Annotated in this window: 22 protein-coding genes; 15 read left to right on the forward strand and 7 right to left on the reverse strand. The window is 66.8% G+C overall.

Translation table 11 applies throughout. The features are described from left to right. Window positions 1-44: 44 nt before the first annotated feature. The gene (locus E6K76_08995) at window positions 45-521 is read right to left on the reverse strand and encodes a DUF664 domain-containing protein (protein TMQ58034.1); all 477 of its coding nucleotides are present in this window, start codon (window positions 519-521) and stop codon (window positions 45-47) included. A gap of 8 nt (window positions 522-529) precedes the next feature. After that, window positions 530-1,762: a redoxin domain-containing protein gene (locus E6K76_09000; protein TMQ58035.1), complete on the reverse strand. Its 1,233-nt coding sequence runs from the start codon at window positions 1,760-1,762 to the stop codon at window positions 530-532. Here E6K76_09000 and E6K76_09005 point away from each other — a divergent pair. The 3 genes from E6K76_09005 to E6K76_09015 are packed head-to-tail and all read left to right on the forward strand — an operon-like array spanning window position 1,664 to window position 3,930. Then, window positions 1,664-2,479, forward strand: a complete 816-nt coding sequence (locus tag E6K76_09005; protein TMQ58036.1) for a uracil-DNA glycosylase — start codon at window positions 1,664-1,666, stop codon at window positions 2,477-2,479. The two genes, E6K76_09000 and E6K76_09005, sit on opposite strands and share 99 nt — an antisense overlap. A 7-nt stretch (window positions 2,480-2,486) precedes the next feature. Further along, complete coding sequence (locus E6K76_09010; GenBank protein ID TMQ58037.1) at window positions 2,487-2,912, forward strand: hypothetical protein; 426 nt, start codon at window positions 2,487-2,489, stop codon at window positions 2,910-2,912. A 4-nt stretch (window positions 2,913-2,916) separates the two neighbouring features. Next, window positions 2,917-3,930, forward strand: coding sequence for a zinc-binding dehydrogenase (locus tag E6K76_09015; protein TMQ58038.1), 1,014 nt, complete (start codon window positions 2,917-2,919; stop codon window positions 3,928-3,930). A gap of 4 nt (window positions 3,931-3,934) precedes the next feature. Here E6K76_09015 and E6K76_09020 read toward each other — a convergent pair whose 3' ends face one another. After that, entirely contained in the window at window positions 3,935-4,795 is an 861-nt protein-coding gene (locus E6K76_09020; GenBank protein ID TMQ58039.1) for an SRPBCC domain-containing protein, read from the reverse strand. 199 nt (window positions 4,796-4,994) lie between these two features. Here E6K76_09020 and lexA point away from each other — a divergent pair, with 199 nt between their 5' ends. The 5 genes from lexA to E6K76_09045 all read left to right on the forward strand — a co-directional run bounded on the left by lexA (window position 4,995) and on the right by E6K76_09045 (window position 11,562). Continuing rightward, window positions 4,995-5,708 (forward strand): transcriptional repressor LexA, encoded by a 714-nt coding sequence (gene lexA / locus E6K76_09025; GenBank protein TMQ58040.1) that lies wholly within the window; start codon window positions 4,995-4,997, stop codon window positions 5,706-5,708. A gap of 23 nt (window positions 5,709-5,731) precedes the next feature. Continuing rightward, window positions 5,732-6,964 carry a hypothetical protein gene (locus tag E6K76_09030; protein TMQ58041.1) on the forward strand — a complete coding sequence of 411 codons (1,233 nt, stop codon included), beginning with the start codon at window positions 5,732-5,734 and terminating at the stop codon, window positions 6,962-6,964. Then, on the forward strand, window positions 6,930-9,941 hold the full coding sequence (locus E6K76_09035) for a DNA polymerase III subunit alpha (protein ID TMQ58042.1): 3,012 nt from the start codon (window positions 6,930-6,932) through the stop codon (window positions 9,939-9,941). Before E6K76_09030 ends, E6K76_09035 begins: the two co-directional genes overlap by 35 nt. Window positions 9,942-10,072: 131 nt before the next feature. Next, on the forward strand, window positions 10,073-10,741 hold the full coding sequence (locus E6K76_09040) for a hypothetical protein (GenBank protein ID TMQ58043.1): 669 nt from the start codon (window positions 10,073-10,075) through the stop codon (window positions 10,739-10,741). Beyond that, complete coding sequence (locus E6K76_09045) at window positions 10,738-11,562, forward strand: hypothetical protein (protein ID TMQ58044.1); 825 nt, start codon at window positions 10,738-10,740, stop codon at window positions 11,560-11,562. The genes E6K76_09040 and E6K76_09045 overlap by 4 nt, the downstream gene beginning before the upstream one ends. A 78-nt stretch (window positions 11,563-11,640) precedes the next feature. Here the strand turns inward: E6K76_09045 and E6K76_09050 are convergent, their stop codons facing one another. The 3 genes from E6K76_09050 to E6K76_09060 form a co-directional block, all read right to left on the reverse strand. Further along, a complete protein-coding gene (locus tag E6K76_09050; GenBank protein TMQ58045.1) occupies window positions 11,641-13,023 on the reverse strand; it encodes a DUF2330 domain-containing protein in 1,383 nt (460 codons plus the stop codon). Between the two features lie 168 nt (window positions 13,024-13,191). Beyond that, window positions 13,192-14,541, reverse strand: coding sequence for a DUF2330 domain-containing protein (locus E6K76_09055; protein ID TMQ58046.1), 1,350 nt, complete (start codon window positions 14,539-14,541; stop codon window positions 13,192-13,194). After that, on the reverse strand, window positions 14,474-15,379 hold the full coding sequence (locus E6K76_09060; GenBank protein ID TMQ58047.1) for a hypothetical protein: 906 nt from the start codon (window positions 15,377-15,379) through the stop codon (window positions 14,474-14,476). Before E6K76_09060 ends, E6K76_09055 begins: the two co-directional genes overlap by 68 nt. On the opposite strand from E6K76_09060, the gene E6K76_09065 reads away from it, so the two are divergent. From E6K76_09065 to E6K76_09095, 7 genes are read left to right on the forward strand one after another with little or no spacing between them, the layout of a single operon-like run. After that, window positions 15,378-16,655 (forward strand): DUF1028 domain-containing protein, encoded by a 1,278-nt coding sequence (locus E6K76_09065; GenBank protein TMQ58048.1) that lies wholly within the window; start codon window positions 15,378-15,380, stop codon window positions 16,653-16,655. The genes E6K76_09060 and E6K76_09065 overlap by 2 nt on opposite strands. A gap of 37 nt (window positions 16,656-16,692) precedes the next feature. Continuing rightward, entirely contained in the window at window positions 16,693-17,739 is a 1,047-nt protein-coding gene (locus E6K76_09070) for a DUF1028 domain-containing protein (protein TMQ58069.1), read from the forward strand. A gap of 17 nt (window positions 17,740-17,756) precedes the next feature. After that, a complete protein-coding gene (locus tag E6K76_09075) occupies window positions 17,757-19,874 on the forward strand; it encodes a S9 family peptidase (protein TMQ58049.1) in 2,118 nt (705 codons plus the stop codon). After that, entirely contained in the window at window positions 19,875-20,684 is an 810-nt protein-coding gene (locus tag E6K76_09080; GenBank protein ID TMQ58050.1) for an SDR family NAD(P)-dependent oxidoreductase, read from the forward strand. It begins immediately after the preceding gene. Then, entirely contained in the window at window positions 20,597-21,793 is a 1,197-nt protein-coding gene (locus E6K76_09085) for a hypothetical protein (GenBank protein TMQ58051.1), read from the forward strand. The genes E6K76_09080 and E6K76_09085 overlap by 88 nt, the downstream gene beginning before the upstream one ends. Continuing rightward, window positions 21,790-22,698: a homocysteine S-methyltransferase family protein gene (locus E6K76_09090; protein ID TMQ58052.1), complete on the forward strand. Its 909-nt coding sequence runs from the start codon at window positions 21,790-21,792 to the stop codon at window positions 22,696-22,698. Before E6K76_09085 ends, E6K76_09090 begins: the two co-directional genes overlap by 4 nt. Further along, window positions 22,596-24,200: an MBL fold metallo-hydrolase gene (locus E6K76_09095; protein ID TMQ58053.1), complete on the forward strand. Its 1,605-nt coding sequence runs from the start codon at window positions 22,596-22,598 to the stop codon at window positions 24,198-24,200. Before E6K76_09090 ends, E6K76_09095 begins: the two co-directional genes overlap by 103 nt. Before the next feature lie 42 nt (window positions 24,201-24,242). Here E6K76_09095 and E6K76_09100 read toward each other — a convergent pair whose 3' ends face one another. Then, complete coding sequence (locus E6K76_09100; GenBank protein TMQ58070.1) at window positions 24,243-26,291, reverse strand: dehydrogenase; 2,049 nt, start codon at window positions 26,289-26,291, stop codon at window positions 24,243-24,245. Window positions 26,292-26,397 lie beyond the last annotated feature (106 nt).

A 26,397-nucleotide genomic window follows, 5' to 3' on the forward strand; every position in this document is an offset into this window, starting at 1 on the left:
CGGACGCGCCCGGGTTTCAAGGGGGCGGGACGTCGAGGGGCGGTCTAGAACCAGTCCGCGTTGGGCGGCTTCTTCCCGAGGAGCCTCAGGACCACCTGTAATTGGCCCTGATGGCGCAGCTCGTGCGTGAAAACGTGGGTCAAGATCTCCTCGACGGTCAGACGGATGCTGCTCCCGTCGGCGCCTTTGACCTCGCGGGTCTCGTCCAGCTTCCCCGGCATGTATTCCGCGAGCACCGCGCGCGTCTCGCCAGCCACCTCGTTACCCCGGGCGCGGGTCAAGGAGGGCGTGGCGTAGAGTCGCTGGATCTCGGCGTCGCCAACCGAGGCGTACTTCTTGCCCAAGATGTCCTCGAGCATCCACGATCTTTCGACCTCGATGATGTGGGCGAAAATCTTTTGCATGGACCGCCAGGAGAATTCGAACTCCCGCTTCCACTCCTCGGGGGTAACCTTCTCGGCGGCACCCAGGAGCGTGCGCCGCGCCTTCCACGTCTCCTCGAAGTAGTTACTCAGATCCATTCGCGCTCCTAAAGGCGGTCGAAGCTGGTGAGGCAGCGGTTTCCGAAGGTGAACGAGTTGATCGCGACGCCCGGATCGGTCGCGAACAGGCGAAGCTCGTGTTGCCCCGTGTCCTCCCCCTGAATCGCGTAGTACATTCGCCCCTCGCGGACGTCGATGTAGGTTCGTCCGCGCGCGTCCGCCTTGACGTCGACGCCCCGGCGGGCGCCCGGCACCGGCTGCCCGTCGCGGGTTAAGTATACGCGCGATGCGGCTCCTCCACGTTTCGGGTTCATGACCACGTACACCTCGCGGGCGAGATAGGACATGCCTACGTAGTCTTTGAGATCCGTGGTGCTCCGAGCATGCTCGAAGTCGTCGGGGTTGTTCTTCCAGAGGCCGTGCGCGAAAAAGCCCCGTTTCACGGGGCGCGGCCCGCTCGCGTACCGAACCGACTTCCCGGGCTGGAAACCTTCAGGGTTGGCGATTTCCCCTCCCCAGCGCGATCCACGGGAGGTGCCGACATACGTCTCCTCCGACATGCTCCCGCATCGCGTCGGGTCGAAGTCGTTGGAATCCGGGGGGATCACCCATGCGGCGGGGAAGGTAACTTTGGGATTCGTCTTCCTCAATTCTTCGCGGATCTGCCGCTCCAGCTCCCCGTAGGCACCCTCGCCCGCGTGGTGGCGTGAGATGATGCCCCTCGAATCGATCAGGAACTTGTTCGGCCACGAGTTGCTGTCGTAGGCGCGCCAGATGGAGAAATCGCTGTCCACCACAACGGGCCAGGGGATGCGCTGCCGACTGGTTCCGATCGAGACGTTTTCAGCCTTGTAGGCGAAATCGAATTCGGGCGCGTGAACACCTATGATCTCGAAGCCGTAGGGTTTGTACCGCGAGTACATGCGTTTGAGCGCGGGAAGGGTTCGGATGCAGTTGATGCAGGTGTACTCCCAAAAATCGACCAGCACGACCTTGCCCTTCAGTTCCTGCTTGAGCGAGAGCGGGCGCGTGTTGATCCAGACGTGGTTTCCGGCGAAGTCGGGCGCGGGAGTGCCCGGGGTCAGCTCGGCCCCGGTGCGCGGAGACGCCGCGAATGAAATGACCACAGCGCCAAGCGCCGCGAATAGGATGCTTCGTTTCGTCACGGGACCTCCGGGGGGATGTGCATTGCGGCAGCGAACTTGGTTGGGAGTATACGCGGGCGAGGAGCCCTTGTGACGAAACCCGCACGGCGGCGACCCCCTCCCCAGGCCATTCAAGCGGCGGCCTCGGCACGGAGCGAGGGCCCCGCGCTCATCTCACGCGACGTGATTGCGTGCGAGCGATGCCCGCGGCTCCGCGCCTACTGCGCCGGAATCGCACGGGAGAAGCGCAAGGCACACCGGGAGGAGGAGTACTGGGGCAAGCCGGTGCCGGGGTTCGGCGATCCCGAAGCGTGGCTCCTCATCGTCGGGCTCGCGCCGGGGGCCCACGGGTCGAATCGCACCGGCAGGATGTTCACCGGGGATCGCTCGGGAGAATGGCTCTACGGAGAACTGTATCGCCAAGGGCTCGCCGGCTCGCCGCACTCCCGTCACGCGGACGACGGCCTCGCCCTGCGCGGCGTTTACATCACGGCGGCCGCCCGCTGCGCGCCGCCCGGGAACAAGCCCACTTCGGAAGAGCTGAACAACTGCCGTGAATACCTGGTCCGCGAAATGATGGCCCTTCGAAACGTGCGGATCCGGCTCGCGCTCGGGCGGATCGCGTTCGACGCGATCTTGAAAGCCCGGCGCGAGCTGGGACGGACCGAGCTCAAACCCCGGCCCGAGTTCGCGCACGCGGCCTCTAGGTCCCTGCCGGAGGGCGGCTTCCTTCTCTCCTCCTACCACCCGAGCCAGCAGAACACGAGCACGGGCAAGCTCACGGCCGCGATGTGGCGCGCCGTTTTCGAGAAGGCGCGGGCGCTGGCGGGCACCGGATCGGTTCGCGTATAGTCGGCGCGTGACGGTTCTCTTTCTCTGCCGGCAGAACGCCGGCCGCAGCCAGATGGCCCACGCCTTCTTCGAGAGCCTGGCGCCGGATCACGCCGCACTCTCGGGGGGATCCGAGCCTGCCGCCTCGGTGCATCCATCGGTCGTTTCGGCCATGCGGGAGGTCGCGATCGATCTCTCGGGCCGGATCCCTCGCCGCGTGGACCGGGCGATGCTCGAGCGCGCCGACCTCGTCATCTCGATGGGCTGCGACGATCCGGCGGTCTGCGACGATCCGGGTCGAAAGGTCGAGGATTGGGCCATAGAAGATCCGGCGAAGAAACCGATCGAGGACGTGCGGCGAATCCGCGATCAGGTCCGAGCGCGCGTGGAAGCGCTCGTCGCGAGGCTTCGGGCAGGCGAGGGCGCGCCGCCGGCCGGGCGCCCGGCGAGGTAGTCCCGTGCGCGCCATCGTGCTCCGCCGTCCGGGCCCGCCGTCGAACCTTCGCGTCGAAGAGATCCCCGACCCGGTCGCGCGTCCCGGTGAGATCCTGATCCAGGTCAGGGCCGCCGGCGTGAATTTCGCCGACGTCCTCGCGCGCCAAGGTCTCTACCCGGACGCGCCGGAGCGCCCGTTCGTCCCCGGGTTCGAGACGGGCGGCGAAGTGCTGGCGCTCGGTGAGGGCGTGAACGGGTTCCGGGTGGGCCAGCGCGTGCTCGCGTATCACCGGTCGGGCGGTTACGCGGAACGGGTGGCCGTCCCCGCCGCCAACGTGCACGCGATTCCGGATTCCCTCGGCACGCAATCGGCCGTCGTGCTCCCACTCAACTACGGGACCGCCTACGTGGCGCTCTACCGGACCGGCCCGGTGGAGCCCGGGATGCGGCTCTTCCTCCACGCGGCCGCGGGCGGCGTCGGGCTCGCCGCGATCGACCTCGCGCGCCGCGTGGGGCTCGAGATCGTCGGAGCCGCGAGCTCCCACTTCAAGCGCGAGCGCCTCCAGAGCGAGGGCGTGAAGCACGTCGTGGATTCGAGGCGGGTTCACGTGGACCGGGTCGCGCGCACCCTCTACGGCAGGAATGGCGGGTTCGACATCATCGTCGACTCGGTGGGCGGGCGTTCGATCGGGCAAGGCGTTCGCGCGCTTCGGCCCGGCGGAAGGCTCGTGAGCTGCGGGGTTGCGAGCATTTCGAAGCGGGGCATTCTGGGCGCGCTCGGGCTCCTGTTCTCGACGCCCAAGATCGATCCGCTCCAAATGCTGCGCAGAAGCCGTGGGTTCTACGGCCTCAATCTCGCGCGGCTGATGGGCGATCCGGCGCTCGTGCGTGAAGTGCTCGGCGAGCTGATCCGCCTTGCGGAGGCGAAGGAAATCCACCCGGAACCGGGACGCGTCCTGCAACTCGAGGAGGTCGCCACGGCGCATCATCTCCTCGAGAGGCGGCGCAACGTCGGGAAGATCGTGCTGCGTGTCTAGATAGCTACCGGCTCGCCACGGGCGTGACGAGCCGCTTCAAGTCCGAGAGGACCTCCGGCCAGCCCAGGGCATAATTCCTCCGCGCGTCCGGCCCGCGTCCCGCATCGATGCGCTCGAATCCCGAGTGCGAGATCATGAGCGACGTGCCGTCCTGCTCCGGCTCGAGCGCGAAGAGCACCTCGGTCGGCGCCCCCCAGCCCTCGCCGATCCATTCCCAGGAGAGCCTGAGCTTCGATTCCGCCACGATCTCCTGAACAAACCCCTGCTCGATGACATCCTGCCCGCGATAGCGCGACCGGAATCGGAAGGCGCCCCCCGCCTGCGCCTCGAACTGCTCCACATTGGCGACCCACTTGGAGAGCCCCGAAGGAGTCGACAGAACCGGCCAGAGGTCCGCTGCCGTGCGAGGCAAGACAGCGCGCATCGTGACCGGATGAGTTCCTCCCCATTCAGGGGAGGGGAGCTTCTCGTCGGCGAGTCTCTTGAGCGCGTCGAGAGACTCCCGCCAGAAGAGCCTGGCGTGGTCGCGCTCCTCGCGGCTGCGGAGGCTGTCGTGCGTGACCGTCAGTCTCGAGCCGGGACCGTCCCCCGTCAGCCGCCACGTCACGTGGCTCTCCGGGTCGAAGTCGAATAGCCGCCACGCGAACTCGAGCCTCACGGGGGGAACGGCCGAGATCACGCGCCCGCGAAAGACGTCGCCGTTCCACGTCTTGAGTGTGAGGGGGCCCTCGCGGGCAAGGTTGAGCTCCGCCGCGCCGATCCAACCCGCGAGTCCATCGGGAACCGTGAGGCAGGGCCATATCGCGGATACCGGCGACTGGAACGAGCGGAAGTGGGTGAACGCGGTGGGTTCCATGGGGGGCATCGTAGCCCATGGGACGGTGGCTCGAACATGGCCCGTGATCGCATCAAGCAAATAATCACGGGACCCGCTTGACTTTCACCTTTTATTCACCTATACTGTTGTTTCGGTTCGCAGGGCGCGCATCGCGTACCGCCTGGCGAACAGGGGGTCCCGGACGGCTGCTAACAGGGCGCCATGCGGCCGCCCCGGGGCGCCCACCTTGCGGGTCACGCTACGGCGCCGCCGCGCCATCGCCATCGCTGGGGGCGCGCGGGGCCACGGGGGAAACCTCATGCTCACGCCGCGCCAGTATGCGGCCTATGAATTCATCGCCGGATTCCTCGAGCGTTGGGGGTTCGCCCCATCCTACGAGGAGATCCGCCGCCATTTAGGGCTTCGATCGCTCAACGCGGTGGCGAAGCTGATCGCGCAGCTCCGCCGCCGGGGCGCTTTGGCTCCCTCTCCCTTGAATGCCAAGCGGAGCCTCACCCCTCTGGCGTGGGGAAGGGCGCGCTCGGGGCGCGTCGGCCGGCCCGTGCGAGGGGCGGAGCGCGCCGCCGCGACAATTCCGCTTCTCGGTGTGGTCGCAGCGGGAGAACCCATCGAGGCGATTGAGAACCCCGAGCCGGTCGAGGTGCCGCCATCCCTCCTGGGTCCCGGGGAGCGCTACGCGCTGCGTGTGCGCGGGGACTCGATGATCGAGGACGGAATCCACGACGGGGATCTCATCGTCGTGCGCCGCGCGCTCGAGGCGGACGACGGCCGCACCGTCGTCGCCGTCGTGGACGGCGAGGCTACGCTCAAGCGCTTCTACCGCCACGGCGCCCAGGTCGAGCTTCGCGCCGCGAACGCCGCGCTTCGGCCGATGCAATTCCCGGCCTCGCGAGTCCAGATCCGCGGCATCCTGATCGGGCTCCTGCGCCGCTATTCCTGAGGCAGCGGCCCGCCGTTCTTGCCATGGAACGCACGATTCTCCACGTCGCGATCGACTCGTTTCCCATCCAAGCGGAGCGGCTCCGCTGCCCGAAGCTCGCGGGCCGCCCGCTCGCGCTCGTTCCGAGCGAGTCTCCGCGACCGCACGTCATCATGCCCTCGCGCGAGGCGTGCGAGGCGGGGGTCACGCGGGGGACGCCGCTCGTGCTGGCGCGGCGCCTGTGCCGGGATCTTGTCGCGCTCCCGATCGACCGCGCCTATTACGGCGGGATCGGGGAGTCGATCTTCGGGCGCCTGGCTCCATTCGCGCCCGTTGTCGAACCCGCGGGCGGACCGGGGAGCGGCTCGTCGGAAAGCGGCCGCTTCTTTCTCGACCTGACCGGGGTCGCGCGCACCCATTCCGAAGCGCGGGACCGCGCCGCGCGCGCAGGAAGCGACGTGGAATCCTCCTTCGGGCTCCATCCGACCCTCGGCGTGGCGGTGAACAAGCTCGTGAGCCGGGTCGCGGCACAAGTCGTGGCGCCCGACGGGGATCTCGTCGATGTTTCCGCCGGAAGCGAGGCATCGTTTCTGGCCCCGCTTTCCGTCCACATGCTCCCCGCGGCGCGGGGAGCCGAGGTGGCGCCACGGCTCGATCTTCTCAGCGTCCGCTTCGTCCGTGAGGTTCAGGCTCTCTCGCCTGCGCATCTGGCACGCGCGTTCGGCAAGGCCGGGCTTCTTCTCTGGAGGCAGGCGCGCGGCATGGACTCGACGCCCGTGCGGGCGCCCGCGTTTCGTCCTCACGTCACGGCCGAGGAGACGCTCGCGTGTGAGACGAACGATCGCCGCGCGCTCGCCGCGCACGCGGCGCGGCTGGCGGCCGAGGTGGGCGCGGGGCTCCGGGCACGCGGCGAAGAGGCTCGGTGGCTCATGCTCGCGGTGGACTACGCGGACGGCCGGGGCGCCCGGGCGAGGCGGACCTTCGCGCGGCCGCCGCTCGGGAGCGCAGAGCTTCGCGCCGCGGTGGCGGAGCTGCTCGGGCGCGCTCTCACGCGGCGCGTGAGGGTGCGCAGGCTCAGGCTCGACGCCCGGGGGATCGCGCGCGGGGCGACGCAGCTCCCCCTGTGGGACGTCCAGCCTGAGGAGGGCCCGGGATCGCGCGCGGCGGCTCTCGAGTCGACGATCGACGGCGCACGCGAGCGTTTCGGAGCAGAGGCGCTCGTTCCCGCCGCTTGGATGCTGCATGGCCTCACGATTCGCCCATCTGCACGTTCATAGCCACTACTCGCTCATGCGAGGTGCCGACACGATCGAAGCGCTCGCCCAGGCGGCGCGCGGGCGCGGCATGGATCGCTTCGCGCTCACCGACACGAACGCGCTCTACGGTTTTGTCTTCTACCGGCAGATCTGCGAGGAGCGGGGCCTCAAGCCGATCGCGGGTGCCGAGGTCGTATCCGCGTCCGGGGCCACCCCCGATCGCGCGGGGGCGGCGCCCGATCGCGCGGTGCTTCTCGCGCGGGGCCGCGAGGGCTACCGCTCACTCTGCCGCGTCCTCACCGCGCGGCATCTCGATCCCGATTTCTCGCTCGCCCGGGCGGTCCGCGAGAACGCAGCATCGCTCCTGCTCCTGAGCGGGCAGCGCAGCCTTCTCTCGGTCTTGCGCGACGCGCTCCCGGTCTACGCGGAGCTCGTCCCGGGACGGGACGACCGCGGGCTCCTCCGCTGGGCCCGCGGCGAGGGGATCGCGTGCGTCGCGACGAACGACGTCCACTTCGTCCACCGCGAGGGACACCGCCTCCACCACACGCTCCGCGCGATCGCGCGGAACGCGACGCTCGACCGCGTCCCGCTCGACGACCTCGCCGAGCCCGATCGCACGTTCCTGAGCGCCGAGGAAATGGAGGAGCGGTTTCCCCACGCGCCCGAGGCGATCGAGAACGCGGGGCGGCTGGCCGAGGAATGCGCGGTCGATTGGTCGATGGGGCGGACCGTTTTCCCGTCCTATCCGCTCGAGCGGGGGGACGCCTTCGAGATCCTCCGCGCGCGCTGCGAGGCGGGGATCCTGCACCGATACGGGCGCGATCCGGACCCCGCGGTCCGCGCCCGCTTGGACCGAGAGCTCGCGGTCATCGGAGACAAGGGTTTCGCGGACTACTTTCTCATCGTGGAAGCGATCACCTCACGCACGCCGCGGATCTGTGGGCGCGGATCGGGCGCCGCGAGCATCGTGGCCTACCTCCTGGGCATCACGCACGTCGATCCCGTGCGCCACAACCTCTTCTTCGAGCGCTTCCTCTCGCCGGAGCGCAAGGACCCGCCCGACATCGACGTCGATTTCGCGTGGGACGAGCGCGATCAGATCCAGCTCGACGTCTTACAGGAAAATGGCGCGCCCGTGCGCGCGGCGATGGTCGCGAACCACGTCGGGTTCCGGTCGAGAGCCGCGATCCACGAAATCGCGAAGGTCTACGGCCTCCCGGAGGAGGAGATCCGCAACGTGACGAAGCGGCTCAAGCATTTCTGGGGGCTCGAGGATCCGATCGAGCGCCTCGACGGCCACCCGCGATTCCGCGACGTGGACTTCGAGCCTCCCTGGCCCGAGATTCTCGCGCAGGCCATCGCGCTGGAGGGCCATCCGCGCCATCTCTCGGTGCACAGTGGGGGGATCGTGCTCGTGCCCGACTCGCTCGCCGACCACGTCCCGGTCGAGATCGCTCCCAAGGGAGTGCCGATCGTCCAATGGGAGAAAGACCAGGTCGAAGACTACGGCCTCGTGAAAATGGACCTCCTGGGGAACCGCTCGCTCGCGGTGATCCGCGACGCGCTCTTGGCCGTGGCCCGCAACACCGGGCGCGAGATCGACGAGCGGACGTGGAACCCGATCGACGATCCCGATACCCGGCGACTCGTCGCGGAGGGGGACACGCTCGGGTGCTTCTATGCGGAATCCCCCTCGATGCGCCAGCTTCAGCGAAAGGCGGGCGTCGGCGACTTCGACCACCTCGTCATCCATTCCTCCATCATCCGCCCCGCCGCGAACCGCTACATCCGGGAGTACGTGAGGCGGCTCCAAGGGGGCGCCTACGACCCGATCCATCCCGCGCTCCAGCATACGCTCGACGAGACCTACGGCATCATGGTGTACCAGGAGGACGTGACCAAGGTCTCCATGGAGATGGCGGGGTTCACGCTCGCCCATGCGGAGGGGTTACGCAAGGCGCTCGGGCACAAGCGGCCCGTGAAGCCGCTCCGCGCCTATCAGGAGGAGTTCTTCGCGGGCGCTGCCGAGCGGGGCGTCGACCGGCCGGTGGTGGAACAGGTTTGGGAGATGATCCTGAGCTTCGCCGGCTATTCCTTTTGCAAGCCGCACAGCGCCTCCTACGCGCTCGTGTCGTTTCGCTCGGCGTGGCTCCGCGCGCACTTCCCTGCGGAGTTCATGGCCGCGGTGATTTCGAATCAGGGTGGCTACTACTCCACGTTCGCCTACGTCTCCGAAGCACGCCGCATGGGCCTCCGCGTCCTTCCACCCGATGTGAACGCGAGCGCGCGCGAGTACACCGGGAGGGGCCGCGAGCTTCGCGTGGGGCTGATGCAGCTCAAAGGATTCCATGCGGAGGCGGCTGGCGCGCTCCTCGGGGAGCGCGCGCGCGGAGGGCCGTTCGCCTCCTTCGCGGAGCTGAGACGCCGCGTCGCCCTGCACCTTTCGGATGCGGAGCTGCTTGTCAAATCGGGGGCGTGTGATTCGATCGGGGAGGGGAGGACGCGGCCGGAGCTTCTGTGGGAGCTTTACCTGGGATTGGGGGCGAACGGACGCCCCGGCGCCACGGGCGACCTCTTCGCGCCCGAGCCGGTGAATGCGCCCCACGCCCAGGCCTACGACCGGGCCACCGTACTCCGGCACGAGGTGGAGACCCTCGGCTTTCTGCTCAGCGCGCACCCGCTCGAGCCCTTCGAGCGCGCCCTCAAGACCCGAGGCGTGATCCGCGCCTGCGACCTCTCCCGCCACGCCGGACAGCGCGTCCGGGTCGGAGGTTGGTTCGTCACATCGAAGCCCGTCCAGACCAAAGACCATGAGCCGATGGAGTTCCTCTCCTTCGAGGACACGACCGCGCTCTACGACGCGACCCTGTTCCCGGGCGCGTACCGGCGCTTCTGCCACCTGCTGACGGCCTCGCGTCCCTTCGTGCTGGAGGGGCGCGTAGAGGAGGACATGGGGGTGTGCACGCTCGTGGTGGAGGGGCTGGCGCGCCTCTGAGATCGGTCAACCTTATTGGGTTGACCTTCAATGAGTCAATCTATATTGGGATTGTAACCGCATAAGTTATTGTTGTTTATTGCATTAATAATACAACAAAAAAAGGTTGACTACCAATAAGTCAACCTATTATGGTTGTACATATGCCGACTCTCTATGTAGGGGTCATTGGCGACATCGTTAGATCACGGCAGATCGCGCCGCACGCGCGGAGCGCTCTTCAGCGTCGAATAGGGCGAACTCTCCAGCAGATAAACAGCCACTTTGCCCTTTCGCTCGCGGCGAAGTTTCTGATAACGATCGGGGATGAGTTTCAAGGTCTCCTTCGAGACCCCGTCGCTATACCCGACCTCGTTCGGGAGCTGGAGATGAATCTACCGAATACAAGTCTAAGGCTCGGAATTGGCCGGGGAGCTCTCTACACAGACCTTGGGGAGTACGCGATCGGCATGGATGGCCCCGCTTGGTATGCAGCGAGGGGAGCCCTGGAGGACGCGAGGGCCAGCCGCCGCTTTGGGGGTGTGTTCGTTGGCTTCGGCCCAAAAGAGGACCAGGTACTAAACGGTATGGCCCGAGTGCTCCACCACGTTCGCTCACGATTGACGATGAAGCAGCGTGAATTGCTCGAGGCATTGCTTCAGGATGAAACGCAAGCGGAGATCGCGACACGTGAAGGTATCAGTAAGCAGGCCGTGAGCAAGCGGGCTCGAGCCGGAGGCCTCGAAGCATACAGGGAGGCCGAGGCCGCCTGGAAGTTGGTCCTGGCTGCCACCAAGCAGCGTTCCCCCTCCCAGGAATGACTCCAGATCCGATCTGGCCGGCAGGCCCAACGGAGCTGACGCTTTGGGCGCAGCTCATTTCGGTATGGATCATCGCAAGCTACGCTATCGCGCCGAACTGCGTGCCCGAGCGGGGGAGGATCGAGGGGCCAGCTCAAAAGATAGCCAAGTTGCTGGCCGCCAGCGCCTTCGCGGGCTGCCTCGGGTGGCTGCTCCCGCCTGCCGGAACAGATGCTCGTGCACGCGTGCTGCTTCTTGTCGCGTTTGCCGTTTTCGTTCTTGGCACAGGATTGATACGTCAAAGGCTGATGAGCGTTCGCGGCGGCGACGGCTTCCTGGCGGAGCTTGAGATAGGAGCCAACGTTGGTCTGCTAGCGGTCAGCGCCCTGGTTATCGGTTTCGGTGGGACCGGTTGGACAGCCACGGAAACCGTTGTGCAATCAGGCAAGGTCACGGCGATCGTTTGCGTAATCGCCGTGGTCGTGGCCGTTTTCAGGTTCGGTACATATGTTGTCCGCGGCGTCCTCAATAAGACCGGTGCAATCCCGCCGCGCGAACCCGAAGGTGGCTCGGGGTCCCTCCCGAGCACGACCGAGCTCAGCCGGGGGCGCAGCATTGGGAATTTGGAACGATTGCTGATGATCGTGGCGATCGTTGTCGGCCGTTATGAAGTGCTCGGATTCCTGGTTGCTGCCAAAGGTCTCATTCGTTCTCGTGAGTTTGAAAACAGAGCCTTCGCCGAGTACTTCATCTTGGGGACCCTCGCAAGCACAACCGTGGCGCTCGTGGTTGGGATCGCGCTCAGGGTAAGTGTCCGGTATTTCTGGGGCCTGGAAGGGTAGCCACTTCGGCGTAGTCTCGCGTGGAGACGGCGGGGTCCAGCGTTCCTCCTCCGTCCGCTGAACCCCGCGGCACCCCTGCTACTTGCCCATGACCTTCCAAATTCGCTCCCACCAAGTCGCCGTTTCGTACGCCGTAGACCAATCCGCGGCGGCCCCCATTCGGTCGCGAACGTCGTCGATCCGAGCACCCGTGAGATCGCAGTAGTTTTCCGCTTCCTTCTTGCGGCGTCCCCAGACGGTTCGGTTGTATGCGGCCATCTGTGGGCACTCGTCGGTTCCTCGATACGGATGGTGGATCACGTAGCGCGCCTGCCAGTTTTCCCGGTCGGCGGTCACCTGAAACTGGAGATCTTCCGGGAAGTGCCCGGCGTCGTATCGCAGGTGGAGCCTCGTCAGGACCGCCTGCCCGGGATCCGGTGTGGTCGTCGAAATCCAAAACGCTCCCAGCGATCGTAGCTCCTCCGCGGTGAGATAAGGGGCGGTGCATGGATCGCATGAAGGGGCGTTCGGGGCGACGTTCCAGCAGTATTCGAGAAACACTGCCTTTCCGCCCTCACGCTCGTGCTGCTTATTGAAGAGCTTGCGGTAGAAGTCCGGAAAGTCGGGCTTCACGAACTCGGGCACGTCGCTTCCGGTCGGCAAACGGACCGTGCGGTAGTTGGTGGTCTCCATTCGTCCGGCTCGTGTGAGCGTGAACACGAACATCTCTTGCGATCCTTGCGCGTTCACCATCCCGAGGCGCAGCGGCAGCATGAGCTTCGGGGATTCGTACGCCACCTGGATGGGGCGCAGGTAGGTGTAGCCGAGCCGTTTCTGCTCTCCCAAGTCCACCTTGGCCACGAAGAAGAACATGCCCTGCCTGATGTAGCTCCGGAGGGCCCGTGAAGCGCCCTCCGGAATCTGATAGCCATTCTGATGCAACCAACGCTCGAGCGCGCGTCCCTCGTCGGCAGACAAGATGAGGATGTCGTACTCGTCGACCTTGTAGCGGGCTTCAACCCGGACGTCGCCCAATGCATTCATAGCCATGACCTGCATCGTCGAGGAATCCTTCCTTCTGATGAGAGACTGGGCCCCGCCTCTCATGCGCAGTTCCTCCGGACACGGATTCGGATCCCAGTACTCCACCAGCCTCGGCACGGAATACGCGTCCAGGTGATCCACCCAGCCGTTCTCCCCCACGTGGACCTGCTCCTTCTTGAGCACGACCGGCACCGGGATGACCACCGCGAACTCCTTGGGATCCCCCTTGAAGTCGCTCGCCATGGTGAGGACGGTCCGGTTCCCGTCGCGCACGAGCACGACTTTGGACGATTGGTTGTAGAGCTTGGCATCGCCCTGGGCGACGTAGAAACCGCAGAAGGCGAGGGCGCCTGGAGCGGCGGCCAGGAGCGGCAGAAGAAGGAAGGGGACCCCGGCCAGGGTTGGGCGGATTCGATCCGCGAGATAGGTCCGATTCATGACACGAGCCTCCGAAATCCAGCGGGTGGAGAGGGGGCTCAAGGGAGAGGGGGCTCAAGGGAGAGGGGAGAGGGATGGGGAGGACTGCCGGCCGGCGCCGTGTGAGCGGAGTCGTCTGCGCCGACTCCCATCACGCTACACCCAGCGCCGGCCAAGTCCAATGTGAAATCAGTTCTTCCACATCTGGTCCCACCAGGGGAACGGCTTGTCCGGATCATCGGACCAGCCCCCGCCCATCTTTCTCCGGATCGAAGCAATGTCCCACCCGGTGAGCGAGGCCAGGGTCTCGGCCTCCTTCACGCGGCGCTCCCGGACGCTCCGGTGATACTCGCGGATGCCGGGGCAGGAGCCTTCCCCCTTCCACGGATGCCGAAGCACGTACCGCGCTTGGAAATTGCTCTGGTCGGATGTCTCCTGAAAGACCAGGTCCTCCGGGAAATGCCGCGCGTCGTACCGCACGTGAAGGCGGGTGATGAACGTGGTCTGGGGAACCGGCTGGGGCGGGTTCGAGCCGGACGCGGGCGAGGCGACCCAGAACGTCCCGAGGCTCCGCAGCTCGTCCGCGGAGAGCGGGTCCGCCGCGCAGGGATCACACCAGCTCATGTTCCAGGCGTACTCGAGGAACACGGCCTCACGATTTTCCTTCTCGACTTGCTGGGTGAACATCGCGCGATAGAAGCGCGGGAAGTCATCCTTCACGTACTCCGGTATGTCCATGCCCTCGGGGAGCCGGACGGTGCGGTAGTTGGTCGTCTCGACGCGACCGTTCTTCGTGATCGCGAAGACGAAGAGCTCCTGCGGCCCATCCGCGTTCGCCATACCGAGCCTGAGCGGGAGCATGAACTTCGCCGATTCGTATGCGACCTGGATCGGGCGCAGGTAGGAGAAGCCCAGCCGCTTCTGTTCGCCCAGGTTCACCTTCGCGACGAAAAATTTCATGCCCTGGCGGAGGTAGCTCCCGAGGACGCGCCGGGCGCCGGGCGGGACGGAGTAGCCGTTCTCCAGGAGCCATGTCTCGAGCCCGCCGCTTTGCTTCGCGGAGAGGATCAAGATGTCGTATTCGCCGACCGTGTAGCGGGCTTCGATCCGGACTCCGAGCGATCGTTCGCGCGCGGAGTTCATCGCGTCGGCGGCCTTCCGCGCCATCCCCTGCGCCATGGGCGCGGACTCCAGCGCTTCGTACCGCATGCAAGGGTCTGGATCGAAATACTCGACCAGACGCGGGGCCGAGTAGGCGTCGAGGTGCTCCAGGACCGCCCGATCGCCCACGTGGATCTGACCCCGGGCAAGGACGGTCGGTACGGGAACCACGATCGCGAACTCCGACGGCTCCCCGCTGTAGTCGTTGGCCATGGTGAGCACGGTCCGATCTCCGTCCCGCACCATGACGACCTTTGAGGCGTGGTTGAAGAGCTTCGCGTTCCCCTGCGCGACATAGAAGCCGCAGAAACTATGCCCCGGTTGGGCCCAGAGCAGGGCGATCCAAAGCAGGCTGCCGGAGAGAAGAAGGCGCTTCATCGAGTACTCCTTCGGGTTGGGGTTTCGAACGCACACGATTCCATTCGTATCGTGGTCCGGGCAAGAGCCGATCGATGAGAGGCACGGCCATCGACCAGAGCGCGAGGGACCACAGGATTCCATTCGTGCGGTACAGGCCGAACTGGATGAAGCCGGCGAAGGCCGTGACGAGAACCGCGAAGAGGATCCTCCCGGCGCGCGAGTTCGGCGTGGTCTTGGGATCGGAGATCATGAAGAAGGCGAAGAGGAGCAGCGCCCCGCTCTCCAGCCGATGGATGGGCACCTCCCACCGCTGCATGGCCCAGAACGCGCGGCCGAACTGGAGGGCCGCGAAGGAAATCAGAAACGCGTACGTCACGTCGCTGCGGGCGGCCCGGTTCACGACGAGGCCGCCGAGACAGGCCATCAGAAATCCAAAGTAGGCGACGCTGCCCCACTGCCCCGGTGAAACCCAGATGGGTGCGCCCAGGAGCATCAGGAACACGAGCCCGATATTCGTCGGGTTGAAGATGTGCTTGCCCTTCCATCGGACCAGGAACTTGCTCGCGATCGTCACGACGGCGGCCAGGATGGCCAGCGCCGCGAAGTTCGTGCGCAGGAGGAGGCAAAGCGAGAGCCCCGAGATGAGGGCGCTCTTGGGGTCGAACTTCGGGAGCCGCCAGAGCTTGGTGCACACGTACTGTGTCAGGAGGGCGGTCGAAAGGAGGAGGGCGGCGCGGCCGGGCGTGATGTCGAAATGGAGCCAGCCCAGGCCGTAAATCAAGAGGCCGGACAGGACGGTGATCTGGTAAATCCTTGGATCGAGGGGGGGCCTGGGTCTTGAGGAATCAGCACGCATGGTGCCTCTCCTACGCCCGGCCCGGCGGGTGTATTCCAAGGATCCTACTTGGCCGGCGTTGACCGCAAGGGCAAATTCGGGGAGACTCGCCGCGTGGCACCGGTTAGGAGCTACCCTGACCTGGCTCGGCACCCAACCGATCAGCCGAGGAGAAGAGATGAGTCACCTCCACATTCCACGGACGGCCGGATCCCGGATCGGAGCGAGCCTCGCCGTGCTCGTTTGGCTCGGCGTTTCGGGCGCCTCGCCTGCCACCGCCGCATCGGATCGCGGCACCTTCTCGATCGTCGCCTACGACTCGGTTACGCAGGAGATGGGCGTCGCGGTTCAGTCCAAGTACTTCAGCGTTGGGACCGATGTTCCATGGGCCGAGGCGGGCGTCGGGGCTGTCGCGACGCAGGCGCGCGTCGATCCTTCCTTCGGGCTCAAGGCGCTCGGTCTCCTCCGTACCGGTTTGAGAGCGGCGGATGTGCTGCGCGCCCTGGCCGCGACCGACTCGGTGTGGGATTCGCGCCAGCTCGGAATTGTGGATGCGCGCGGGGGCGTCGCGAACTGGACGGGGAGCAAGTGCCTCGACTGGGCGGGCGGCGAGGCGGGCGCCGATTTCGTCTGCCAGGGAAATATCCTGGCCGGCCCGGCGGTCGTGTCCGGGATGGCGAAAGCGTACCGCGAGAGCAAGGGGGAGATGGCGGAGCGCCTCCTCGCGGCGCTCGATGCGGCGCAGGCCGCGGGGGGCGACAAGCGGGGCATGCAGTCCGCGGCGCTCCTCGTGGTTCGCCCGAACGCGACGCGGCCTCAGTTCACGCAGCGATACATCGATCTTCGCGTGGAGGACCACAAGACCCCCATCAAGGAGCTGAGGCGCCTGCTCGAGATCCAGGAGGGGTTCCACGGCGCGGACAACCACCTCTTCTACGCCGACCAGTACGAGGCCGCGGGACGCGCGGACCTGGCGACGCGCGAACGCGAGCGCGTGGCGGAGACCCTGCGCCGCGCCCTCGGACGGGGGGAGCGGGATGCCTCGATGCTGAACGGGCTCGCCTGGGCCTGCGCGACCCACGATCTTTATCTCGAGGACGCGCTCAAGGCCGCCGAGCGTGCCGCGTCGCTCGAGCCCAGGAACGTGGACATCCTGGACACGCTCGCGGAGGTCTATTTCCGTCACGGAAACCCGGCGAAGGCGATCGAGGTCGAATCCCGGGCCGCCTCGATCGACCCGAAGAGCCAGTATCTGAAAGACCAGATCGAGCGCTTCCGCAGGGGCGGCGGAGGATAGGCTCCCCATGAGCGCTCGAGCCTTCCCTGTCATCGCGATGGTGGCGGCCGCCGCGCTCGCGGCGTGCGCCCATCCGGCCTGGGCCACCTTTTCCATCGTCGCGTACGACTCGGTCACGCAGGAGCTGGGCGTCGCGGTCCAATCGCGGGCGTTCAGCGTGGGGATGGCCGTTCCCTGGGCCGAGGCGGGCGTGGGCGCGATTGCCACCCAGGCCTCGACCAACGAGTCCTTCGGCCCGATGGGGCTCACGCTTCTCCGCGCGGGGAAACCGGCTCCGGAGGCGATGCGCACACTGCTCGCCGCCGATTCCGGGAGCGCGCACCGGCAGATCGGAATCGTGGACGCCCGGGGCAGGAGCGCCAATTTCACCGGGAAGCTTTGCTCCGATTGGGCGGGAGGCATCACCGGGCCGGGCTATGCGATCCAAGGGAACATCCTGGCGGGGGAGGCCGTTGTACAGGGGATGCAGCGGGCGTATCTCGGGACCCAGGGGGAGCTGGCGGAGCGGCTCCTGGCCGCGCTCCAGGCGGCGCAGGCCGCGGGGGGCGACCGCCGGGGCATGGAATCCGCGGCGCTCGTCGTCGTGCGGCCGAGCGACCAGTATCCGGAATACCGGACGCGCTACGTGGACCTGCGCGTCGAGGATCACAGGGACCCCATCAACGAGCTGATCCGCGTCTATCGCCTCCTCGAGGGGCAGCGGCTCGCCGAGGCCCACATTCGCTACGCCGAGGCCTACGACAAGGCCGGCCGCGCGGATCTCGCGCGGGTCGAGCGGGACCGGGTCGCCGAGTCGCTCGCGCACGCGCTGGCGCGGAAGGACGTGGATGCCTCCACGCTGAACGGGCTCGCCTGGATCTGCGCCACGAACAACGTGCACCTCGTCGAGGCGCTTCAGGCCGCCGAACGCGCCGCCGCGCTCGAGCCGAAGAGCGCTGAGATACTCGACACGCTCGCCGAGGTCCACTACCGTAGCGGGAACGCCGCCAAGGCGATCGAAGTGGAAAGCCGGGCGCTTTCCTACGCGCCCAACGATCAATATTTGAAAGAGCAAATCAACCGGTTCAAGAACGGAAGCAAATAGTCCAGCGGAGACAACCCATGCCCGAACGAAGCCCGGTTACGCCCGAGACCCTGCTCGATCTCCAGTTCATCGACGGTGTCGCGCTCTCGCCCGATGGGAGCCGCGTCGTCTACCAGGTTCGCTCGATCGATTCCGAAAAGGACGCGTATGAATCGCACCTCTGGCTCGTTCCGATGCGGGGCGGCGAGCCGCGCCGTCTCACGTTCGGCGAGCACAAGAACGGGGGCCCCGCGTGGAGTCCGGACGGGAAGTCGATCGCGTTCGTGTCGGATCGCCGGGATAAGAAGGCGCAGATTTACCGGCTTTCGCTCGAGGGAGGCGAAGCGGAACGGCTGACCGATCTCGACGGGGTGGTCGGCGGGCTCTCGTGGTCCCCGGACGCCTCGAAGCTGGCGTTCACCTATCGTGCGAACGATCCGCCCGAAACGGGACATCTCCCGGGCTCGATCGCCGCGAAGAATGCGGCCCAGGCCCAGGCCGACAAGAAAGATCCGAAGCCGCCGACGTTTCGGCACCTGACGCGGCTCCATTACAAGGAGGATGGCCAGGGATTCCTGCCGAAATCGCGGTTCCATGTCCACGTCTTCGAGATCGCAACGGGTGAGCTGCGGGCCCTCACGAGGGGTGAATGGGACCACGGGACCCCGGCATGGTCCCCCGACGGGAAATGGCTCGTCGTCCCGGCGAATCGCCTGCCCGATGCCGACTACCATGCGACGACCATGGACCTATGGCTCCTCCCGTCATCCGGTGGGGAGCCGCGGAACCTCACGCCGGAGCCGGGCATGGCCTTGGCTCCCGCGTGGTCGCCCGACGGCTCCCAGATCGCCTACCTGGGAAACGATGACGAGACCGACGCGTGGGGCGTGAAGAACGTGCACGTGTGGATCGTCTCGCCCGCCGGGGGCCCCGCTCGCGACCTCACCCCGGATTTCGATCGGAGCGGGCTCGACTTGATGGGGACCGATCTTCGGGACTTCCACGAGCCAGGGCAGCCTGTCTGGTCGCCCGACGGAGCGACGATTTATTTCTCCGCGAGCGACGAGGGCTCGACCCATCTATTCGCCGTTTCCTCGAAAGGCGGAGCCCCGCGCCGGGTCACATCGGGCGGGCTCGCGCTCCTCGCGGTGCAGGGCTGCGCTGGAACGAAGGATCTCGCGGTGGTCCGGTGCGATCACACCGACGCCGGAACGGTCGCGCGACTCGACCCGACGACCGGGGCCATGACGCCGCTGGCTCGCCCGACGGCCAAGCTTTTCGACACCCTCGCGGTGGGGACGCCCGAAGAGCTCTGGGTCGACATGCCCGAAGGGCACAGGGTCCAGTGCTGGATGCTCAAACCGCCGAAGTCCGGCGCGCCAAAGGGCGCTCCGAAGGGAAAGCACCCTATGGTGCTCGAGATCCACGGGGGACCGAGGATCCAGTACGGCGCCTGCTTCTTTCATGAGTTCCAGGTTCTCGCGAGCGCGGGGTTCTACGTCCTCTTCTCGAACCCACGGGGCGCCCAAGGGTACGGCGAGGCCTTCACGCGGGCGATCGTGCAGGATTGGGGCGGCCCCGATTACGAGGACCTGATGCGCGTCGTGGACGAAGCGCTCCGCCGCTACCCCGAGATCGATCCCGAACGCCTCGGGGTCACGGGAGGCTCCTACGGTGGATACATGACGAACTGGATCGTGGGGCACACCGATCGCTTCAAGGCGGCGGCGACCCAGCGGAGCGTCGTCGACCTGAAAACGCTCCTTCTCGCCGGCGATTTCAGCGACGACGCCGTGCCCGAGTTCGGGGATCAGCCTTGGAGGGATTCCGCCGACTATCGCAGGATGTCCCCCATCACCTACGTGGAAAACATCAAGACGCCCCTTCTGATCCTGCACAGCCTGGAGGACCACCGCTGCCCCGTGGAGGAAGCGGAGCAGCTCTACACCTCGCTCAAGCTGCTGCGCCGCGACGTGGAAATGGTGCTCTTCCCCGGCGAAAGCCACGGGTTATCGCGCGGCGGCACGCCCTCACGACGCCTCGCGCGGCTCCATTTCATCCGCGAGTGGTTCGTGCGGCATCTGAAGCCGGAGCCCGCGGACACGGCTGCAAGGGCGCCCGTGGCGGCGGAGCCGGCGATGGCGAAAGCAAAGTGAGTGGAGCTTAGCGGTCGCTCGATCCTCCTCACAGGCGCCACGGGTGGGATCGGCCGACGGACCGCCCAGCTCCTGGCGCGGGGCGGGGCCAAGCTCACGCTCTTTGCCCGCAGACAGGGGCCGCTCGAAACCCTCCGTTCTTCCATTGAATCCTCAGGGGGCTCGGCGATCGCGGTGGCGGGAGACGTGCGCCGCCTCCCCGACGCGGAGCGCGCCGTGGCCGAGGCGGTCGGGAGGTTCGGCGGGCTGGACGCCGTCGTGAACAACGCCGGCATCGGCATGCTCGCCTCGCTCGCCGAGGCATCCGACGGCAGCGTGGCGGAGCTCCTCGAGGTGAACGTCCTCGGCACCTTTCGGGTAACCCGAGCCGCGTATCCCAAGCTCTCCGAGGGCACGAAGGACGGCGTTCGTAGGGTCATCGTCAACGTGGCGAGCTTCGCCGGAAAAGTGGGGGTGCCGTACTATTCTTTCTACAGCGCCTCCAAGTTCGGTCTCGTGGGGATGACGGAGGCGTGGCGGCGGGAGCTTCGGCCCCGCGGCATCGACGTGGTGCTCGTGATCCCGGCGGCGGTCGAGACGGAGTTTCTGGCCCGGCTCGATCGAAACCGGGCGCTCGGGTTGGGCCCGGCGGGCACCGTACTCGAACCAGAGGAGGTTGCGCGGGCGATCGTGGGCGCGCTTCGGCGCCCCAGACCCGAAATCTACATTCCGCGCCGAAACCGATGGATCGGGCTTCTGAACGTCCTATCTCCGCGCCTGTCGGACCGGATCGTAAACCGCCTCTTCCGCTACCCCGGGAGGCCGGAGTGATTCCGTCCGCCCCGGAAGGCGGAAAAATCGCCCTCGGCCTGACCGGCGGCGGCATGACCGGCGCCTTCTACGAGATCGGCTGCCTGGCGGCGCTCGACGATTTTCTCGGGTTTGATTTTTCGAGCACGGGCTTCCACATCTACATGGGCGTGAGCGCGGGGGCCTCCGTCGCCTCGCTCCTCGCCAAGGGGGTGCCGGCCCGAAAAATCTACTGGGGGCTTCTGCACGGCTCGGAGCCCTCCCTCGAGTTCAAGCGCGGGGATTTCTACATGGCGAATCGCTGGGCCATCGTGAAATCCGTGTTCGCGACCGTGGCCTCGGTCCCCGGGTTCTTCCTCAAGAGTATCCGGCTGCGCCAGCACCCTTCACCTTTCGAGTTCATGCATCACATCGAAGAGCGCCTGCCACCCGGCCTGTTTGCGTTGGACAACTACCAGCGGTTCTTCGCCCAGCTGCTCGAAGCCTTCGGCAAGACCGATTCCTTCACAGGTCTGGCCCGCGAGCTCTACATCCCCGCGACCGACCTCGATCTGGGCACGAGACGGATCTTCTCGAATACCGATGAAGACCAGGTTCCGATCTCCCACGCCGTCGCCGCCTCTTCCGCCATCCCCCTCTTTTTCCGGCCGGTTCGGATCCAGGGACGCGACTTCATCGACGGCTCCACCGGCCGGGTCGCGCACATCGACGTGGCGATCAAAGCCGGCGCGTCCACGATCCTGATCATCAACCCGCTGCTCAATATCATGAACGACCGCAGCTCGGTCTGCATTCCGCGGAGCGACGGGAAGTGCGCGAGGATCGTAGAGAAGGGCATGTCCTTCGTCCAGGACCAGGCATCGCGGATCGAGACGCGGACGCGCCTGGACGGTGAGATCCGGCGCGCCCAAGCGGAGTTTCCGCAAGTAAAGATCTATCGGATCGAGCCCTCGTCGGCCGAGGTGATGATGTTCCTCCATCCGACCATGAGCTACTCCGAGCGCGAGCAGATCCTGCGATACGGGTATACCTCGATGACCTCGGTCCTGAAGCGCAGGCGCGCGGTCATCGAAGAGCTGATGCAGTTTCATGGACTGAACCCTTCGGATGAGGCCTCCGTCGCCGAATGATCCATAACCCGCTCAAGAGCCGGCTGAACCGCGGCGAGCTGATCCTCCTGGACGGGGCCCTCGGCACCGAGCTCGAGCGGCGGCAGATCCCGACCCCGCTCCCGCTCTGGAGCGCGCAGGCCCTTTTCGATTCTCCCGATACCGTGCGCTCGATCCACCAGGATTACGTGCGTGCGGGAGCCGATATCCTCACCGCGAATACGTTCCGGGCGACGCCGCGGACGCTGGCGAAGGCGGGGCGCGCGGGGGATGCCGAGCGCATGGTGGCGCGTGCGGTCGCGCTCGCGCGGGAGGCCGCGGATCGGGCGCGGGGAGCGCGTGAGATCCTGATCGCGGGCGCCCTGGCACCCCTCGAGGATTGCTACCGGCCCGATCTCGCGCCCGACCCCGCCTTGGCCGAACGCGAGCACGCGGAGCAGGCGGTCCGGCTCACGCGCGCCGGCGTCGATCTCCTTCTGATCGAAACGATGAACTCGACGGCCGAGGCCAAAGCGGCGCTCCGCGGAGCCAAGGCTTCGGGTCTCCCGGTGCTCGTGAGCTTCATCTGCAAGAGCGCCACGGAAATCTTGAACGGGGAATCGCTTGCGGATGCCGTTGGCGCGGTCGAGCCGTTCAAACCCGACGTCATCCTGGTGAATTGCACGGCGCCGGACATGGTTGCGGGTTGCTTGGGAGAGATGGCGCGCTCGACGCGAACGCCCATCGGCTGCTACCCGAACGCGGGCGCGCCGGACATGGCGCATGGGACGTGGCTCTTCGATCCCGCGTGGACCCCCGAGAAATTCGCGGAGGCCGCCGCCACATGGGTGGCGCGGGGAGCCCAGGTCATCGGCGGGTGCTGCGGGGTCGGACCGGATCACATCCGAGCGCTCCGGGAGGCACTGCCTCCCGTGCTCGTCGAGTAGCGTTGCCACCGCAATCCGCTCCCGAGGCCGCCGGCCCGGCCGCGGCGCCGCCGCTCCGCCCTGCGGCGAGCCTGATTCTCATCTCGCGAACGCCCAAGCTGCGCGTGCTCTGGGTGCGCCGCGCCGAGGCGAATCCATTCCTCGGCGGCTTTCATTCCTTCCCGGGCGGGAGGATGTCGCCCGAAGACGGCCCGACCGACGGGGAGGAGGCGCTCGAGCTGGCAATGATCCGCTGCGCCGTGCGCGAGACGTTCGAGGAAACAGGGATCTTCGTGGGCGTGAACGGGCCGAAACCGGACCAGGCCGCGCGGCGCCTCCTGAGGGAGCAGGTGCTGAACGGCAACGCCGAATTCTGGCCCTCCATCGAACGGATCGGGCTTTCGCTGGACCGCGCGGCGTTCCGGATGTCGGGCCGGTGGGTCACGCCCCCTTTCAGCCGCACGCGTTTCGACACAATGTTCTTCGTTTCCGAGCTCGAGCAGCCGGAATCTCCCGATGTCTGGCCGGGGGAGCTCAGCTCGGGCGAGTGGGTCGAGCCGGATCGGGCGCTCAGGCTCTGGGAGGAAGACCGCGTGACGCTCGCGATGCCCACGCTCCACGCGATTCGGGTGATCGGGGAGGGGGCCGACGATCTTCCGGCCCGGCTTCGCGCGGTACCGGAGGCGAACGGCGTGCCCTCGCGCCATGTGATCCTGCACCCGGGCATCGTGATGGTGCCGCTCCGCACCGAGACGCTCGCGCCGGCGACCCACACGAACGCGGCCGTGATCGGAGACGCCGAGATCGTGATCGTGGATCCGGGCACGGCGGATTCGGGCGAGCTCGAGGCTCTCTACGAGGTGGTGGACGGCGCGACCGCGCGCGGGGGAAAGGTCACCGCAGTGCTCCTCACCCACCGTCACAAAGACCACGTTTCGGGGGCCGACGCCGTCCGCGCGCGCTACGGCGCGCCGGTCTGGGGCCACGGCCTGATCTCGGATCGGGTGCGGCTCGATCGCGAGCTAAGGGACGGTGACCGCATCGAGCTCAAGGGGCCCCATCGACGCCGGGTGCTGGCGCTCCATACGCCCGGGCACTCGCGCTCCCATATCGCGTTCTTCGAGGAGCGGTCGCGAACGCTCTGCGCGGGAGATCTCGTCTCGACGCTGGGAACGGTCGTCGTGGATCCTCCCGACGGGAACATGAGCGATTACCTGCGCTCGCTCGATCGGCTCAGGGAGCTTCAGGCGACCGCGCTCATCCCGGGGCACGGTCCGCCAAGCCGGGGCGTGGACCATCTGCTCGCAGCCCTGCTGGAGCACCGTCGGATGCGGGAAGCGCGGATTCTAAGCGCGTTGAAAGGCGGGCCCATGACGGAGGAGGCCCTGCGTGAGGAGGTCTATCGGGACACGCCGGGAGCCCCGCCCGCGCTCGCCGCGAGGACCCTCGAGGCGCACCTGGAGCGCCTGGTCGAGGAAGGGCGTATCCGGAAGGACTCCGGACGCGTGATGCTGGCGAAATAGCGCCCGCACGGGCGGCTGCGGCGCCGGCGTCGCGGGGATGAATTAGTACGCGGCCAGCTCCCGCAGGACGCGCTCGATGCGGTCCACCTGGGGCAGGATCGCGTCCTCGAGCGCGGGAGCGTACCCGACCGGCGTGTCCAAGGCCCCGACCCGCCGCACCGGGGCGTCGAGCGAATCGAAAAGATCCTCGGCGATGCGGGCCGCGATCTCCCCGCCGAATCCTCCCGTGAGGGCGTCCTCGTGGAGGACGAGCACCCGCGACGTCTTCCGGACCGATTTCGCGATGGCATCCATGTCGAGGGGCTGGATCGTGCGCAGGTCGAGCACTTCGACGTCGCGCCCGTCCGCCTGGAGGCGTTGTGCCGCGAGGAGGGCGCGATTCACGGTGGCACCCCACGTCACGACCGTGATGTCTTTTCCCTCGCGCGCGAGGCGCGCTTTCCCAAAGGGGATCATGTATTCCGGTCCGGGATACGCTCCCTTGGCGAAGGGCTGGCGGTAGATGTGCTTGTGCTCGAGGAAGAACACGGGATCGTCGCAGCGGATCGCGGTCCGAAGCAGTCCGTTCGCGTCTTGGGCGGTGGAGGGAAAAACGACCCGGAGCCCGGGGCAGTGGGCGAAGATGCTCTCTCCGCTCTGGCTATGGTAAATCGAGCCTCCCTGGAGGTAGCCACCGATCGGAACCCGCACCACCACGGGGCAGGAGAAGGCGCCGTTCGAGCGCCACCGGAGCATCGTCATCTCATTTCGAATCTGCATCATCGCCGGCCAGATGAAATCGAAGAACTGGATTTCGACCACCGGCTTGATCCCACGGGTCGCCATTCCGATCGCGCGTCCGATGATGTTCGCCTCGGCGAGGGGGGAGTTGAAGACGCGGTCTTTGCCGAACTGTTTCTGGAGGCCGTGCGTCACCTTGAACACGCCCCCCTTCCCGGGGACATGAGCCAGGGCCTCCTCGCGCGTCGCGTCGGCAACGTCTTCGCCGAAGAGGACGATTCTCGGATCCCGCGCCATTTCATCGCGCAGGCAGCGGTTGATCAGCGTCACCATCGTTTCCGGCCCACCCTCGAGCTTGGGCGCGGTCTCGAAGGCCCGTCCGGTCGGATCCACAGTGGGGGAGTAGACGTGATGGAGCGCCGTGTGCGGCTCGGGCTGCGGCGACTTGAGCGCTTCCGCTTCGGCCTTCGCGATCGCCGCCGCGACCTCCTTCTGGACCCCTTCGATCATCTCGGGCGTGGCGAAGCCTTCCCGAATGAGGAATTGCGGATAGGTCTGGACCGGATCGCGCTTCGCTTCGGCTTCACGCTCCGCGGGGGGTTTGTAGGAGAGCTCGTCGTCCGACATCGAGTGGCCGTACGGCCGTACGACCAGTGCGTGCACCAGCACCGGCCCCTTGCGGGCGCGCAAATGCGCCACCGCTTCGGTCATGGTCTTGTAGGAAGCGACCGGGTCGGTGCCGTCCACCTTCATGATGCGAAGCCCCGGGATCGCGCTCAGGCAGCGGGCGATGTCGCTTCCGGGGGTCTGCACCTCGACGGGGACCGAGATCGCGTACTGGTTGTCGGTGATCAGGAAAAGGACCGGGACCTTGTTCGTGGCCGCGGTGGTGAGCGCCTCCCAGAACTCACCCTGGCTCGTCGTGCCCTCTCCCGACGAGACGTAGACCACCTCGTCCTCATGAAACGGAGGGCGATTCTGGATATCGCGCAGGATCGAGAGGAACCGGCCCCCCTCGGAGCACCCCACCGCTTGGAGGAACTGGGTTCCCGTCGGGCTGGATTGCGAGACCACGTTCGCGCGCTTCAGGCCCCAGTGCGCCGGCATTTGACGGCCCCCCGAGTTCGGGTCCGCCGACGCCGCGACCGCCTGGTAGAGCATTTCGGTGGGAGTCATGCCGAGCGTCAGCATCAGCGCCCGGTCGCGGTAGTACGGATAGAACCAATCGTATCCGCTCCGCAGGGCCTTGCCCGCCGCGACGAGAACCGCTTCGTGTCCCGCGCCGCTGATCTGGAAGAAGGTGAGGTTCTGCTTCTTGAGCTTGATCTCCTCGTCGTCCATGCGCCTCGAGAGAAGGATCAGCCGGTACATGTCCAGAAGCTCGGTGCGGTTCAAACCGTGGATCGTCTCTTTCTCGACTTGGAGCGCCACGCGAAGACCTCCTCGAAGGCGGGATTTGGTGCTTGAGCAGGTAGAT

It is taken from the genome of Candidatus Eisenbacteria bacterium, from assembly GCA_005893275.1.
Taxonomy (GTDB): domain Bacteria; phylum Eisenbacteria; class RBG-16-71-46; order SZUA-252; family SZUA-252; genus WS-7.